A 15001-nucleotide genomic window follows, 5' to 3' on the forward strand; every position below is an offset into this window, starting at 1 on the left:
CATCCGGGGCCGTGGCCGGCCTCGGCCCCGGACGGCGTGCTGCCGGTGTCGGTGACGCAACGATCGGCGGCGCTGGTGGGTCGACTGCGTGTGCTGTTGATTCGGCGGCCGCGGGTGCGGCCGACTGCCGACCCGCTGTGTGTGATCTGCTGGACCGACGGAACCCGGCACTGGATGCGGGAGAAGCGGCTTCGGGACTACGACGACCTCCTGGCGCTCGACTTCGAGTCGATCGCGGCAGGGGTGGAGCAGGACTTCGGTGTCGAACGGGACACGCCGCTCATCGCCGTCTGCACACACGGCAAGAAGGACGCGTGTTGTGCCGAACTCGGTCGGCCGATCGTGACGGCACTGTCCTCGACGGCGGACGCCGACGTTTGGGAATGCACGCATGTCGGTGGAGACCGGTTCGCGGCGAACCTGGTTGCCTTTCCGCACGGACTGTTCTTCAGTCGCCTCGGCGGGGACTCGGCGCGAGAGGTGGTCGCCTCGTGTGTGAACGGATCGATCGACCTGTCGCACTTTCGCGGACGAGCGGCGTTGTCCCCGGCCGCGCAGGCAGCGGAACACGCCGTGCGGGAGGCCACCGGAATCACCCGGATCGACTCGCTGCGCGCGGCCGTCGACGAGGACCACCCCGAATCAGGCGGCCGAGTCGTGGAGATCGTCCTCGGGTCACGGCGATTCGCCGTGGTGGTGCGTTCGGAGCCTCAGGACCAGATCCGTCACGGTTGCACGCCCGGCGGGTCGGTGGCCTGGAACCGCTGGGTGGTGGTCGACCTCCGCGAGCTGCCTGCGGCGGTTGGGCCTGGGCCAGGCCCGTTCCACTAGGTCATCGAGTGGAACGGGCCCTCGTGCCGGGGTCAGGCGATGCGTTCGAAGACGGCCGCCAACCCCTGGCCGCCGCCGATGCACATGGTCTCGAGGCCGTATCGAGCCTCCCGACGGTCCATCTCGCGTAGCAGCGTCGCGAGGATGCGGGCGCCGGTCGCGCCGACCGGGTGGCCGAGGGAGATGCCCGAGCCGTTGGGGTTCAGGCGCGGGTCGTCGGCCTCGAGGTCCCACGTGCGCAGGACGGCGAGGGCCTGCGCGGCGAACGCCTCGTTGAGCTCGATGACGTCCATGTCGGACAGCGACAGGCCCAGGCGGCCAAGCGCCTTCTCGGTGGACGGCACCGGCCCGATGCCCATCGTCCGCGGCGGCACACCGGCCACGGCCCAGCTGGCGAGCCGGGCGAGCGGACGCAGCCCGAGGGCCTTCGCCTTCTCCGGCGTGGTGACGATTGCGATTGCGGCACCGTCGTTCTGGCCGCTGGCGTTGCCGGCGGTGACGGTGGAGTCGGGGTCGACCTTGCCGCGGATCGGGCGCAGCTTCGCGAGCGACTCGACGGTGGTGTCGGCTCGGGGGTGCTCGTCGGTGTCGACCATCAGGGCGTCGCCCTTGCGCTGCGGTACCGCGACCGGGACGATCTCCTGCGCGAAGACGCCGCTGCGCTGCGCGGCGACGGCCCGCTGGTGGGACGCCACGGCGAGCGCGTCCTGGTCCGCGCGGCTGATGGAGAACTCGGCGCGCAGGTTCTCGGCGGTCTCGATCATGCCGCCGGGCACCGGGTAGTTCCGTCCGCCGGCGGTGACGCGGGCCCGGGCCAGCCGGTCGTTGAGGGCCAGCGACTCGCCGCGGACGCCGTAACGCATTCCGGTGGCGTAGAACTCGGCCTGGCTCATCGACTCGACACCGCCCGCGAGGACGAGGTCGCTGCCGCCGGACTGCACCTGCATCACGGCCTGGATGATCGCCTGCAGCCCGGAGCCGCAGCGGCGGTCCACCTGCAGGCCCGGAACGTCCACGCCGAGACCGGCATTGAGGGCCGCGATCCGGCCGATCGCGGGCGCCTCGCCGCCGGGGGAGGCCTGGCCGAGGATCACGTCGTCGATGTCGGCGCCGGAAATGCCGGTGCGGGTGACGAGTTCGGTGATCACGGTGGCCGCGAGGTCCTCAGGGGCGATGTCGCGGAACACGCCGCCGAATCGGCCGACGGGGGTGCGGAGGGGTTCGCAGATGACTGCGTCAGGCATGGTTACTTCCTTGCAGAGATGGTCAATGCTGGGTGCGGACGAGATCGGCCGAGATGGCCTCCGCGGCGGCGACGGCGGCGGGAACGAGGGTGTTGTACACGTCCTCGATCGAGTACCGCGCCGCCTGCGTCGAAATGTTCACGGAGGCTACGACTGTGCCCGAGCGGTCGCGAATGGGGGCGGCGAGCGAGCGCAGGCCCTCCTCGAGTTCCTGGTCCACCACGCAGTAGCCGTCCGCGCGTACCTGGTCGAGTTCGGTGCGGAGCATGTCCGGGGTGTCGATGGTGCGGCCGGTGAGGGGCGTCAGCGTCACCCGCGCGAGGTACTCGTCGAGTTCGGGCTTGTTCAGCCCCGCGAGCAGGACGCGGCCCATCGAGGTGGCGAAGGCGGGAAAGCGGGTGCCGATGTTGATGGACACGGTCATGATGCGGCTCACCGGGACGCGGGCCACGTACACCACGTCGTCCTGGTCGAGGATCGAGACCGACGTCGATTCGCGGACCTGCTCGGACAACGCCTCGAGGTGTGGCCCGGCAATCTCGGGCAGCGACAGGCTCGACAGGAAGCTGTAGCCGAGCTCGAGCACCCGCGGCGTCAGCCAGAACACCGAACCGTCGGTGCGCACGTAGCCGAGCTCGGCGAGTGTCAGCAGGAACCGGCGGGCGGTCGCCCGCGTCAGGTCGGTGTGCTTGGCGACCTCGCTGAGGGTGCGCCGCGGATGGCCGGCGTCGAACGCCTTGATGACGGACAGTCCTCGCGCGAGCGACTGTACGTAGTCGGGCGAAGCCCCGATCGGCTCGGTCCCGGTCGAAGTCGTCTCGCTCGAGTTGCTCACTGTCAGGTACTCCCCTCGGTGGCCCCCGCCAGGTCGGCGAGGGCCTGCTTCCCGAGCGCGAACGCCCGGTTGCTGTTCGGCACACCCGCGTACACCGCGGTGTGGAGGAATACTTCCACGAGCTGCTCGGGGTCCATGCCCGCCCGCAGGGCGGCCCGGATGTGCATGTCGAGCTCGTGCTCGTTGCCGACTGCGGTGAGGATCGCGAGGGTCAGCAGCCGGCGGGTGGGGTGGTCGAGACCCTCGCGGGCCCAGATGTCACCCCACGCGGTGCGGGTGATGAAGTCCTGGAACGGGTCGGTGAACGCCGTGCTGGAGCCGATCGCGCGGTCCACGTGGGCATCGCCGAGAACCGAACGGCGCACCGACATCCCGACGTCGTGGACGGTGCGGCGGGCCACACCCACCGCGGTCGACGCCGCGATGTGCGCCTCGATCAGGCGGGTCACCGCGCCGGCCTGCTCGACATTCGCCAGGTGCGCACCGGGGGACAGGACGTGGAACTGCGCCCCGGCGACGCCGTCGGCGATGGCCCGCAGCGTGGACGGGGGAGTGGGGCCGTCCTGCTCGGCCGCGATCACCAGCGTGGGCGCGGCGATGCGGGCCAGGTCGGCGCGGCCGTCCCACTGGGAAAGGGCCTCGCAGCACGCGGCGTAGCCTTCGTCGGAAGTGCCGGAGACCATCGCGACGTGGCGGGCCACCAGTTCCGGATCACGCTGCGCCAGTTCGGGGGTGAACCAGCGGCCGACGACGGACTCCGCGATGGACGCGACGCCGTCGGCGCGGACGGCGGCCGCGCGATCGAGCCACGGCTGAGCCGGGGCGAACTGCGCGGCCGTGCACAGCACGGTCAGGGTGTGCACGCGTTGCGGGTGGTGCGCCGCCAGCCACTGTCCGACGGCGCCGCCGAGGGACAGGCCCACGAGGTGCGCCGCGTCCAGGCCGAGCGTGTCGAGCAGCGCGATGACGTCGCCGCCGAGGTCGGCGATCGTGTACGGGCCGGCGGGGGCGGGGGAGCCGCCGTGGCCGCGGTGGTCGACGGCGATCACGTGGGCGCGGTTCGACAGCGCGCGGACCTGCGGATCCCACATGTGCAGGTCCGAGCCGAGCGAGCCGAGCAGCAGCACCGGCGGCGCGGTCGGGTCGCCGTGGCGTTCGTAGTGCAGGTCCACGGTCATGCGGGTCCTCCGGGGGTTCGGGCGGGCCGGGAAGCTGGGGCGGGTCGGGAAGAAAGGGCACGGTCGACGAGGTCGACGGCGTGGCCGAGGTAGTTCGAGGGATCGAGCAGGTCGCGCAGTTCGTCGGCGGACAGGTGCGCGGTGATCTCGGGGGCGCGGTCGAGCGGGATCCCGGATGCCGCCGCGGCGGTGACGATCTCGCGCGCCGAGTCGGTGTGCGCGGACAGGGCTCCGGTGACCCGCTCGGCGAGGATCAGCCCGCCGGTGATGTCGAGGTTGCGGGCCATCGCGTCGGCGTGGACGTGCAGTCCGCCGAGGCTCGACGCCAACTGGTGTGCCGCCCCGCCCRCCAGGCGCAGCAGGTCGGTGACCGTCTCCCACTCGGCGTGCCACGCGCCCGCGGCCCGGGCGAACTCGTGGTCCATCGACGACAGGACGGTCGAGACCAGGCCGGGCGCCCGGCGGGCGGCGGCACGTGCGGTGATGGCCGCCACCGGATTCTGCTTGTGCGGCATGGCCGACGAGCCGCCCGGTGCGTCCTCGGCGACCTCGCCGAACTCGGTCGAGGCCATCGCGGTGATGTCGGTGGCGGGCTTGGCGACCGCGCCCGCGGCCACGCCGAGTGCGGACGCCAGGGCCGCCACCGGCGTGCGGGTGGTGTGCCACGGCGCCACCTGCCGCGCCAGGCCGAGTTCGTCGGCGAGGGCGTCGGCCATCTCGAGGCCGTGCGGGTGGACGGCGGCGAGAGTGCCCGCCGCGCCACCGAACTGGACGGGCAGCGCGCAGAGCGCCCGCTCGAGTTGGGTGGCCGCGTCGTCGAGGCCGGTGAACCACGACACCGCGAGCGCACCGAAGGTGGTGGGCAGCGCCTGCTGCCCGAGCGTGCGCGCGACCATCGGGGTGGCGCGGTGCGCCCGCRCGAGTTCGGCGCCGGCATTCGCCGCCGCCCGCAGGTCGGCGAGCACGATGTGACCTGCCCTGTGCGCGAGCAGCATCAGCGCCGAGTCCATCACGTCCTGGCTGGTGGCGCCGACGTGCACGGCCGAGGCGGGGACGCCCTCCGCGGCACAGGCCGCGCGCAGGATGCGGACCAGTGGGATCACCGGGTTGCCGCCGGCGGCGGACTTGCGGCCGAGGTCCGCGATGTCGAGCCCGGCGGGCGCGCCGAGCGCCGCGGCGACGGTGGTGACCGTCGCCGCGTGCGCGGCCGACACCAGCCCGACGGTCGAGGCGGCCCGGGACAGGGCGGCCTCGACCTCGAGCAGAGCGGTCACCCAGGCCTGGTCCGAGACCTCCGCGGCGACGGCGGCGCCACCGAAGGCGGGATCGAAGAGTGCACCGCGGGCGTTGCTCACACCAGGCTCCTGATCACAGCTCGAAGAACGGCGTCTCGACGCCCTCGGGATCGCTGTCCTGAACATAGACGGTGAGGCTGTAGCCGTCGTCGGTCTTGCTCGCGATCAGCTTCTGCCGCTGCGACTCGGGCAGCGACGTCAGCACGGGGTCGGCGGCGTGCGCCTCGGTGTCCTCCGGGAAGTACAGCCGGGTGTACAGGCGCTCGAGCATGCCGCGGGCGAAGACGCCGACGTTGACGTGCGGGGCCTCGACGGCGCCGTTCTCGGCCGGCAGCGGACCCGGCTTGACGGTGTGGATCGCCGCGGTGCCGGTCTCGTCCGCCCCGGCCCGCCCGAAGGCGCGGAACCCGGCGGGCGTCGGCTCGGCCGCGCCGCGCGGGTCGTCGGCGTGGGCGAATCGGCCCGCCGCGTCGGCCTGCCACGTCTCGATCATCGCGTCCGCGACCGGCGTGCGGGCGCCGTCGATGACGGTGACGCGCAGCGTGATCCGGTCCGGGGTGCCCTCGGGGGCGGCGTCGGGGCCGTCCGCCCACGGCAGGCCGATGTGCCAGTACGGGCCCACCGTCTGCGACGGGGTGACGCCGAACTCGGCGGTGGTGAAGTCGCCCGGGGTGACCTCGTAGGTCGGTGCACCGGAGTTCTTGGGGGAAGTGTCAGTCATCGTGATCCTCGTCGTCCTCGAACGGGGTGGCGTCGCGTCCGCGCAGGACGATGTCGAAACGGAAGCCCAGGGCCCAGTCGGCCGCGGTCGCGTCGTAGTCGAAGACGCTGACCATGCGGTGCCGGGCGGCGGCGGGGACCGCGTTGTAGATCGGGTCCTGGAAGAACAGCGGGTCGTCCGGGAAGTACATCTGCGTCACCAGGCGCTGCGTGAACGCCTGGCCGAACAGCGAGAAGTGGATGTGCGACGGGCGCCACGCGTTGTCGTGGTTGCGCCACGGGTACGCGCCCGGCTTGACCGTCGTGAACGTGTAGTGACCGTCGGCGTCGGTGACACACCGGCCGATGCCGTCGAAGTGCGGGTCGAGCGGCGCGGGCCAGTTGTCGCCGATGTGCCGGTACCGGCCGCCCGCGTTCGCCTGCCACACCTCGAGCAGCGTGTTCGGGACGGGCTTGCCGCCCGAGTCGAGGACCCGGCCGTGCACCACGATGCGCTGCCCCTGGGCCTCGCCGCCGTTGGCGATGGTCAGGTCGGCGTCGCCGGGCTGGACTCGGTCCTCGCCGAACACGGGTCCGGTGACCTCGCCGAGGCGCTGCGGGATCAGCTTGAGGGGCTGCCGGGGGCTGCGCAGCGCGGTGGTCTTGTAGTCGGCGAAGTCCGGCGGCGCATTCACGTCGGCGCCGATCGGCCGGTATTGCGGGGGCAGATGAAGCATGTGACGACCTCGTGTGGGGACGGTCCGGGTGAGGGGCACCGAGTCTTGTTCGGCCTTCCCTGTTCGGAATGTGGACGAAGTTACGTTATGCGAACAACCGTAGTGCGTTCCGCGGGCGCGATCAACGGCCCGCGCCCAAAGTGTTCGCAATGCGGACGGGGGTTCATATTACGCACGAACCGTCGTATGCTGGCTCACATGATGGACAAAGTCATTGCCACGGCGGCCGAGGCCGTCGCCGACGTGCCCGACGGCGCGACGATCGCGGTCGGCGGGTTCGGCCTGGTAGGAGTGCCGGAGATCCTCATCAACGCGCTGCTGGAACAGGGCGCGTCGGATCTCGAGACGGTGAGCAACAACTGCGGCACCGACGGCTTCGGCCTCGGTGTGCTGCTCGAGCAGGGCCGGATCCGCCGGACCGTCAGCTCGTACGTGGGCGACAACAAGGAGTTCGCCCGGCAGTACCTCTCCGGCGAACTCGAGGTGGAGCTGACGCCGCAGGGCACCCTCGCCGAGCGGCTGCGCGCCGGCGGCGCCGGCATCCCCGCGTTCTTCACCCCGGCCGGCGTCGGCACCCAGGTCGCGGACGGCGGCCTGCCCCGCCGCTACGACGGCAACGGTGGCATCGCCGTCGCGAGCCCGGCCAAGGAGACCCGCGAGTTCGACGGGCAGACGTACGTCATGGAGCGGGGCATCGTCGCCGACTATGCCCTCGTCCACGCGTGGAAGGGTGACCGCCACGGCAACCTCGTCTTCCGCCGCAGCGCCCGCAACTTCAACCCCCCGGCCGCCGCGTCGGGTCGGATCACCATCGCGCAGGTCGAGCACCTCGTCGAGCCGGGCGAGCTGGATCCCGACCAGATCCACACCCCGGGTATCCACGTGCAGCGCGTCGTGCCCGTGGGCAAGGTCACTGTCGGAATCGAGAAGCGAACGGTACGAGCATGACTCAGACGATTGTGCAGAAGCTGACCCGCGAGCAGATGGCCGCGCGGGTGGCGCAGGAACTCTCCGACGGGCAGTACGTCAACCTCGGCATCGGTATGCCGACGCTGGTGCCGAACTACATCCCCGAGGACATCACGGTGGTCCTGCACTCGGAGAACGGCATCCTGGGTGTGGGCCCGTACCCCACCGAGGACGAACTCGACCCCGAGCTGATCAATGCCGGCAAGGAGACCGTCACCGTCCTGCCGGGTGCGTCGTACTTCGACTCGTCGCAGTCGTTCGGCATGATCCGCGGCGGCCAGGTGGACGTCGCGGTGCTGGGCGCGATGCAGGTCAGTGCCAAGGGTGACCTCGCCAACTGGATGATCCCCGGCCACATGGTCAAGGGCATGGGCGGCGCGATGGACCTCGTCCACGGCGCCAAGCGCGTCATCGTGATGATGGAGCACGTCTCCAAGAAGGGCGAGTCGAAGATCCTCGAGGAGTGCGCCCTGCCGCTCACCGGCAAGGCGTGCGTACAGCGGATCATCACCGACATGGCCGTCCTCGACGTCACCGACGAGGGCCTGCGCCTGGTCGAGACCGCCCCCGGCATCAGCGTCGACGACGTCGTCGCCGCCACCGCGGCGACGCTGCTGCTCTAGCGTCGCCGCCGGCCGGCGGACGGGCTCAGCGCCCGTTCGCCAGCCGGACCAGGTGGTCGATCGTCTCCTTCTCGGCGCCGTCGGGCAGGTCGTCGACCGGCCACCACCGCAGGTCCTGCGACTCGTCACTGCGCACCGGCGTGGCGCCCACCTCGGCCCACACCAGGAACCTCAGGTCCAGGTGCCGGGTGGGCACCCCGAGCGAGCAGGTGATGGGGTGGGTGTGCGCCGACAGCAGCGACGGATCGATCCGCAGGCCCGCGATCCCGGACTCCTCCGTGGCCTCGCGCAGGGCCGCGTCGACCACCGTGTCGTCGCCCGGCTCGCAGTGCCCGCCCAGCTGGATCCAGCGGCCCACCCGCGGATGCAGGGTGAGCAGCACCTGGCGCCGGTCCTCGCTGAGCACCAGCGACGACGCGGTGATGTGGCCGGGGGCGTGCTCGCGCAGGCAACCGAGCGGCGCCGAGTCGAGGAACGCAAGCATGGTGTGCCGCAACGACTCGGCATCGCCGGAATCGGTGTCCCAGTTCTCGAGTGCGGCCACCGCCGACGCGTGCAGCGACTGTGCCGTCATTTCGGTCACAGCTCCAGCAAGGCGTCGCCGGGCGCGAGGGGCTTGCGCGGGGTCAGCTCCTCGACGGGATGCCCGACGGCGATCGCGCCGAGCGGCTGCCAGTCGTCCGGCAGGCCCAGGACGGTGCGCACCGTGTCCGCGGCGAAGATCGTCGACCCGATCCAGCAGCTGCCGATCCCCTTGGCGGCCAACGACACCAGCAGCCCCTGCACGGCCGCACCGACCGCGACGGTGAACATCGTCGACTCGGCGCGGGTGCGACGCTCGTCCGGATAGTGGTGCGCGCCGTCCGGTACGCAGAACGGGATCACGACCTCCGGAGCGCCGAACAGGATGTTGCCGCGGGCAACCCGTCGCTCGATGTGCTCGTCGCTCGTGCCGTCGGCGGCAAGATCGTCGCGCCACCGCTGCTGCATCGTCTCGAGCAGACGCCTGCGCGTCTCGGGGGTCCGCAGCCACACGAACCGGACCGGGCGGGTGTGGTGCGGCGCCGGTGCGGTCAGGGCCTCGGCGATCGACGCGCGGACCGCCTCGGGATCCACCGCCTCGTCGGAGAACTCACGGATCGAGCGGCGCAGCAGCAGAGCCTCGCCCCGGCCCTGGGCCAGCGCCTCGTTGGTGCCGAGCCAGAACAGGTCCTCCTCGCCGCGGCGGAGCAGGTCGGCGGCGACCGAGCCGTCGTCCGCCAGGTTCAGGCCCCGGACCACGGCGACGGGGACCCCGCCGACCTTGCCCTTGACCAGATCGCCCGCGGCGGCGAGCTCGTCGGCGATCGCCACCGAGGTGACGTAGAGCTCGTTGCCCTGGGCGTCCACCGAGCCGGCGTAGCCGTGCAGCACGGGCAGCCCGGCGGCGCCGATCGCGGCGTCGGTCTGGCCCATCCGCCAGGCCCGGCCCATGGTGTCGGTGATCACCACCGCCACCGACACCCCCAGTAGTTCGGCCAGCCGCACGCGCAGTGCCCGTGCACTCGCGTCGGGGTCCTCGGGCAGCAGGGCGAGCTCGGCGGGATGCACGTTGGACCCGTCGATTCCAGATGCGGCCTGGACGATGCCCAGCCGGTTCTCGGTGATCAGCGTGCGGCCCTTGCGAGCCACGACGCGCACGGCCTCCTGATCGACGAGGACGCGGCGGGCCGCGTCGCGTTCGTCAGGGTCGGTGGGGGAGGCCACAATTCGGCCTTCCACCTTCGAGACGATCTTGCTGGTGACGACCAGCACGTCGCCGCCCTGGAGCCACGGCGCCGCCTCGGCGAGTGCGCCGGCCAGGTCGTCGCCGGGCCGGAACTCGGGCAGACCCGGCACCGGGAGGATCTCGATGGCCGCGCCGGCGCCGTGGTCGCCCACTCCGGCCGTGCCGGTGTCGTTCTCGGAGCTCACACCGACACCCCGGCCAGGCGCAGCGCCGCCCGCGCCATCTCCGCGGTGGTCTCCGGATCGGTCATCAGCAGCGGGACCGCCTCGACCGCCACGCCGGGGACGTCGGCGGTGTCGGTGTCGTGGATCAGCCAGCCGTCCAGGATTCCGGTGTCCGATCGCGCGCCGTAGTAGCGCCCGACTGCCTCGGCGGAGGTCTCGACGCCGATCACCTCCAGGCACTCGTCGGCCATGCCGCGCAGCGGCTTGCCGTCGATGACGGGGGACAGGCCCACCACCTTGGCGCGTCCGGTCCGCAGCGCACCCCGGATGCCGGGGACGGCGAGGATCGCGCCGACACTGACCACCGGGTTCGACGGCGCCAGCAGCACCGCATCCGCATTCTCCAGGGCGTCGATCACGCCCGGTGCGGGTGCCGCCTTGTCCGCGCCGACATGGACGAAACTGTGGGTCGGGACCTGGGCCCGGTGCCGCACCCACCATTCCTGGAAATGAATTGCTCGCTGTTCGCCGTCGGCCGGATCGGTGATCACGACGTGCGTCTCACTGCGGTCGTCGGTGACGGGGATCAGCCGCACCCCGGGCTGCCAGCGGTTGYACAGCGCCTCGGTCACCGCGGACAGCGGGTAGCCGGTGCGCAGCATCTGCGACCGGATCAGGTGCGTCGCGATGTCCCGGTCGCCGAGGCCGAACCAGTCGGGCTTGGCGCCGTACGCCGCGAGCTCCTCCTTGGCGTTCCAGGTTTCGCCCACGTGGCCCCACCCGCGTTCGGGGTCGATGCCCCCGCCGAGGGTGTACATGCAGGTGTCCAGGTCCGGGCAGATTCGCAGCCCGTGCATCCACACGTCGTCGCCGACGTTGACGATCGCAGTGATTTCGTGTTCAACCGCTTCGCCCGATTCTGCGAGCAGACTGCGAATTCCCTGCAGAAAACGCGCCCCGCCGACTCCGCCTACCAATACAGTGACTCTCACGCGCAAGAGCCTATGCGGCCAGCGTCGGTGCCACCGAGTGGCACCGTGCCAGCGTCATGCGCCGACCACGACACGCGCAGAACCGGACATATGCGCAGGAGTCCGGAATCACCTGTCGGGGATGGTAAGGGAAAATTAGCTGACAGCTTGACCCTCGGTAGCTGGGCGTGTCTAATCACACCTATGTCATTCCATGCTCATCATCCGAGATCCATTGTGATGGGTAGCGATTCGAACGTCTGTTTCATATCGAATGACATTGTCGGGAGTCCCGACTGTTCATGAAATTTCTGCGCTAATCAAGAGGTGAGGAGGCGGCATGATGTCCATCCAGTACGAGGAATCACTAACTCTCCCGAGCGCCATTGAAGGGGAACCGCAGATCGATGCCACGGGGGGCACGGCACTGGGCGTCAGTCAGACGCAGGACGACATGGGGGTCGTCCGTCCGGTGCTGAGTCTGGTGCAAACCGGCTTCGACGACATGTTCGAGGCCATCGAAGACCAATGGCAGGAACGCGCGCTGTGTGCGCAGACCGACCCGGAAGCCTTTTTTCCGGAGAAGGGGGGATCGACCCGCGAGGCCAAGCGCATCTGCCTTGGCTGCGAGGTCAGGGGGGAATGTCTCGAGTACGCGCTCGCGAACGACGAGCGGTTCGGCATCTGGGGCGGCCTGTCGGAACGTGAGCGCCGGCGCCTCAAGCGGGGGATCGTCTAGAACAACGGGGAGTCCGGTACGGCTGCGTCGACTACTGTCGGCGCAGCCGTACCGAGTTTCCGGCCGTTGAGGTCAGTCATCAACCGGCACTGACGTTTTCGGTGTGGTTGTCGGACCGTCAGTCGTCGGGGTCTTCGGTGAGGTCGGGGTCGACCACCTCGGGGTCCACTCCGAGGTAGGTGGCCACCTGGCGCACCAGCACCTCGTTGAGCAGGTCGACGAGGTCCTCCTGGCGCTTGGCTCGCAGTTCGAGTGGGCGCCGGAACAGCACCAGTCGCGCCCGGGTCGTGGCGCCGTGCCGGTCCACACCCGCGGGCACCAGTCGTGACAGCGGGACGGGTCCCTCGGCCACCACCTCGGGCGGCCAGGTCACCGAATCCGGGTCCAGCGCACGAATTTTCGGCACCTCGTCGACCGCGATGTCGAGCTTGGCGATCCGGTCGTGCCAGCGGGCGTCGATCGGCGCGAACGCCTCCAGCACCAGCAGGTCGAACTTCTCCGCGCGGCTGCGCCATGCCGGAACGCTCGCAGGCAGCAGCGGTCCGCGGATCCCGCGTCCCCGGCGAGCCGCCGATCGGGAACTCAGTGGTCGACCGTGTCGGGCTCTGCGCATGAGTGTCAATCCTACCGACCGCGATCGTCACTCGGTGTGTCCGAGTAGGAGTTGGCGGAGCGGCGGGATACCCTCACTCTCGTGATATCACTACGTCGATGCTGCCGGCCGGGTTGCAAGAACCCTGCCGTTGCGACTCTGACGTACGTCTACTCCGACTCGACCGCGGTCGTCGGTCCGCTCGCGACGGTGGCGGAGCCGCATTCCTGGGACCTGTGCGATGCGCACGCCTCCCGGATAACCGCGCCGAAGGGCTGGGAACTGGTCCGTTACGAGGGTGGATTCGCCACGAGCCCCGACGAGGACGACCTGACCGCACTGGCGGAGGCCGTGCGCGAGGCCGGCCGGGGCGAACGCGTCCACGTCGAGTCCCGCGGTGTCGAGCATGCGGCTCCGGCCGTCTCCGCGCCGCGCACGGGACGTCGCGGTCACCTGCGGGTGCTGCCGGACCCCACCAGCTGATCTTCGAATCCACCATGCGGTCCCGCCGCGGCGTCGGCCGCTGATTCCGCGTGTCCGGTCTGGGGCACTAGGCTTCCCACCGAGACAGCGCGCGAGAAGACAATCCCCGAACGCAGGAGAAATGCAGTGGCACGTTCCGCCGAATCCGTCCATGCCGTGATCAAGGCATACGACGTGCGCGGGGTGGTCGGTGAACAGATCGACGCCGACTTCGTTCGCGACGTGGCGGGCGCGTTCGCCCGGCTCGTCCGTGACACCCCGGATCCGGCGCAGGCCGCGACCCGGGTGGCCATCGGGTACGACATGCGCGTCTCGTCACCGGACCTCGCTCAGGCCTTCGCGGACGGGGTGACCGCCCAGGGCCTCGATGTGGTCATGATCGGGCTGGCCTCCACCGACCAGCTGTACTTCGCGTCCGGGCTCCTGGACTGCCCCGGCGCCATGTTCACCGCGAGCCACAATCCCGCGCGCTACAACGGGATCAAGCTGTGCCGGGCCGGCGCGAAGCCGGTCGGCCAGGACACCGGACTGGCCACCGTCGCCGCCGAGGTGATCGCCGGCGTCCCGTCCCACGACGGCGCCACCGGCTCGGTGACCGAGCAGGACGTGCTCGACGAGTACGCCTCGTTCGTCCGCGGGCTCGTGGACCTGTCGCAGATGCGACCGCTCACCGTGGCCGTCGACGCGGGCAACGGCATGGGCGGGCACACCGTGCCCGCCGTGCTCGGCGCGCTGCCGGTGTCGGTGCGGCCGCTGTTCTTCGAGCTCGACGGCACCTTCCCGAACCACGAGGCGAACCCGCTCGACCCGAAGAACCTGGTGGACCTGCAGGCGTACGTGCGCGAGACCGGCGCGGACATCGGACTGGCCTTCGACGGCGACGCGGACCGCTGCTTCGTCGTCGACGAGCTGGGCAACCCGGTCTCGCCGTCCGCGGTCACCGCACTGGTAGCCGAGCGTGAACTGGCCAAGGAGCCGGGGGCGGTCGTCATCCACAACCTGATCACCTCACGGGCCGTCCCGGAACTGGTCGCCGAACTCGGCGGCACCGCGGTGTGCACCCGGGTCGGGCACTCGTTCATCAAGCAGCAGATGGCCGAGACCGGCGCCATCTTCGGCGGCGAGCACTCGGCGCACTACTACTTCCGCGACTTCTGGGGCGCGGACTCGGGGATGCTGGCCGCTCTGCACGTGCTGGCCGCGCTGGCGGGCCAGGACCGGCCGCTGTCCGAGATGATGGCGAGCTACGAGCGGTACGCGGCGTCCGGGGAGATCAATTCGACCGTCGCCGACGCCGCCGAGCGCACCGACGCGGTCGTCGCGGCCTTCGCGTCGCGGACCACGTCCGTGGACCGGCTCGACGGCGTGACCGTCGACCTCGGCGACGGCGCCTGGTTCAACCTGCGCGCGTCGAACACCGAGCCGTTGCTCCGGCTCAACGTGGAGGCCCGCACGTCGGAAGACGTCGATTCGTTGGTAACTGAGATACTGGCAGTGGTGCGCGGGTAAGCGGGCGCCGGGAACGAAGCGTGCGGACACCTGCCCCCGGGCAGAGGGAGAAAGGAGCGGTGCCATGACAGCCCCGTCACCTCTTCTCGACCTCGACGACGCGGCAAGTGTGGTCGCCGCCGACGTCGACGGTTCCATGCGGTCTGCCGCGCTCGGTGGCGCGCAGGTCCGGGCCACGGCCGCGTCCGTGACCGAGGGTGCGCTGGACCGGCTCGCCGGGCTGCGTCCGCGCAGTGTGGTGCTGGTGACCGGACCCGGCCGGGCCGCGGCCGCAGCGTCCGTGCTCACCGCCGCGCTGGGCTCCCGGGTGGGGCTGCCCTTGCTGCACCTGAGCGCGGTGCCGCCCTGGGTCGGGCCCTTGGAC

General features: G+C 70.9%; 16 protein-coding genes and 1 pseudogene. 7 read left to right on the forward strand and 10 right to left on the reverse strand.

Annotated features, from left to right (window positions below):
* Nucleotides 1–831, forward strand: an 831-nt coding sequence (locus AC1DU4_RS24690; RefSeq protein WP_477844375.1) for a sucrase ferredoxin, incomplete at its 5' end; no start/stop codon positions are given.
* 32 nt (nt 832–863) lie between these two features.
* Here the strand turns inward: AC1DU4_RS24690 and AC1DU4_RS24695 are convergent.
* Genes AC1DU4_RS24695 through pcaH form a run of 6 tightly spaced genes read right to left on the reverse strand, consistent with a single transcriptional unit; the run spans nt 864 to nt 6819 of the window.
* The gene (locus AC1DU4_RS24695; protein WP_477844377.1) at nt 864–2075 is read right to left on the reverse strand and encodes an acetyl-CoA C-acetyltransferase; all 1212 of its coding nucleotides are present in this window, start codon (nt 2073–2075) and stop codon (nt 864–866) included.
* A 22-nt stretch (nt 2076–2097) separates the two neighbouring features.
* On the reverse strand, nt 2098–2910 hold the full coding sequence (locus AC1DU4_RS24700; protein ID WP_072843629.1) for an IclR family transcriptional regulator: 813 nt from the start codon (nt 2908–2910) through the stop codon (nt 2098–2100).
* A gap of 2 nt (nt 2911–2912) precedes the next feature.
* Complete coding sequence (gene pcaDC, locus AC1DU4_RS24705; protein WP_477844379.1) at nt 2913–4088, reverse strand: bifunctional 3-oxoadipate enol-lactonase/4-carboxymuconolactone decarboxylase PcaDC; 1176 nt, start codon at nt 4086–4088, stop codon at nt 2913–2915.
* On the reverse strand, nt 4085–5443 hold the full coding sequence (locus tag AC1DU4_RS24710; protein WP_477844381.1) for a lyase family protein: 1359 nt from the start codon (nt 5441–5443) through the stop codon (nt 4085–4087). Before AC1DU4_RS24710 ends, pcaDC begins: the two co-directional genes overlap by 4 nt.
* A gap of 13 nt (nt 5444–5456) precedes the next feature.
* On the reverse strand, nt 5457–6104 hold the full coding sequence (gene pcaG / locus AC1DU4_RS24715; RefSeq protein ID WP_477844383.1) for a protocatechuate 3,4-dioxygenase subunit alpha: 648 nt from the start codon (nt 6102–6104) through the stop codon (nt 5457–5459).
* The gene (gene pcaH, locus AC1DU4_RS24720; protein WP_477844384.1) at nt 6097–6819 is read right to left on the reverse strand and encodes a protocatechuate 3,4-dioxygenase subunit beta; all 723 of its coding nucleotides are present in this window, start codon (nt 6817–6819) and stop codon (nt 6097–6099) included. Before pcaH ends, pcaG begins: the two co-directional genes overlap by 8 nt.
* Nucleotides 6820–7020: 201 nt before the next feature.
* Between pcaH and AC1DU4_RS24725 the strand changes: the two genes are divergently transcribed.
* Nucleotides 7021–7767: a CoA transferase subunit A gene (locus tag AC1DU4_RS24725; protein WP_477844395.1), complete on the forward strand. Its 747-nt coding sequence runs from the start codon at nt 7021–7023 to the stop codon at nt 7765–7767.
* A complete protein-coding gene (locus tag AC1DU4_RS24730; protein WP_477844386.1) occupies nt 7764–8411 on the forward strand; it encodes a CoA transferase subunit B in 648 nt (215 codons plus the stop codon). The genes AC1DU4_RS24725 and AC1DU4_RS24730 overlap by 4 nt, the downstream gene beginning before the upstream one ends.
* 25 nt (nt 8412–8436) lie before the next feature.
* Here the strand turns inward: AC1DU4_RS24730 and AC1DU4_RS24735 are convergent, their stop codons facing one another.
* The 3 genes from AC1DU4_RS24735 to cofD are packed head-to-tail and all read right to left on the reverse strand — an operon-like array spanning nt 8437 to nt 11335.
* Nucleotides 8437–8985: an NUDIX hydrolase gene (locus AC1DU4_RS24735; RefSeq protein WP_477844397.1), complete on the reverse strand. Its 549-nt coding sequence runs from the start codon at nt 8983–8985 to the stop codon at nt 8437–8439.
* A gap of 5 nt (nt 8986–8990) precedes the next feature.
* Nucleotides 8991–10364 (reverse strand): coenzyme F420-0:L-glutamate ligase, encoded by a 1374-nt coding sequence (locus tag AC1DU4_RS24740; protein ID WP_477844388.1) that lies wholly within the window; start codon nt 10362–10364, stop codon nt 8991–8993.
* On the reverse strand, nt 10361–11335 hold the full coding sequence (gene cofD / locus AC1DU4_RS24745) for a 2-phospho-L-lactate transferase (RefSeq protein WP_477844390.1): 975 nt from the start codon (nt 11333–11335) through the stop codon (nt 10361–10363). Before cofD ends, AC1DU4_RS24740 begins: the two co-directional genes overlap by 4 nt.
* A gap of 484 nt (nt 11336–11819) precedes the next feature.
* Here cofD and AC1DU4_RS24750 point away from each other — a divergent pair, with 484 nt between their 5' ends.
* Entirely contained in the window at nt 11820–12053 is a 234-nt protein-coding gene (locus AC1DU4_RS24750) for a WhiB family transcriptional regulator (RefSeq protein WP_169888194.1), read from the forward strand.
* Nucleotides 12054–12171: 118 nt separating this feature from the next.
* Here AC1DU4_RS24750 and AC1DU4_RS24755 read toward each other — a convergent pair whose 3' ends face one another.
* Nucleotides 12172–12666, reverse strand: coding sequence for a metallopeptidase family protein (locus AC1DU4_RS24755; protein WP_477844392.1), 495 nt, complete (start codon nt 12664–12666; stop codon nt 12172–12174).
* 81 nt (nt 12667–12747) lie between these two features.
* Here AC1DU4_RS24755 and AC1DU4_RS24760 point away from each other — a divergent pair, with 81 nt between their 5' ends.
* The 3 genes and pseudogenes from AC1DU4_RS24760 to AC1DU4_RS24770 all read left to right on the forward strand — a co-directional run.
* Entirely contained in the window at nt 12748–13128 is a 381-nt protein-coding gene (locus tag AC1DU4_RS24760) for a DUF3499 domain-containing protein (RefSeq protein ID WP_072843794.1), read from the forward strand.
* Between the two features lie 126 nt (nt 13129–13254).
* Entirely contained in the window at nt 13255–14637 is a 1383-nt protein-coding gene (locus AC1DU4_RS24765) for a phosphomannomutase/phosphoglucomutase (protein ID WP_477844393.1), read from the forward strand.
* Nucleotides 14638–14701: 64 nt separating this feature from the next.
* Nucleotides 14702–15001: pseudogene (locus tag AC1DU4_RS24770) on the forward strand (tobH protein); the annotation flags it as partial.

Source organism: Rhodococcus sp. P4_F5, assembly GCF_056401315.1.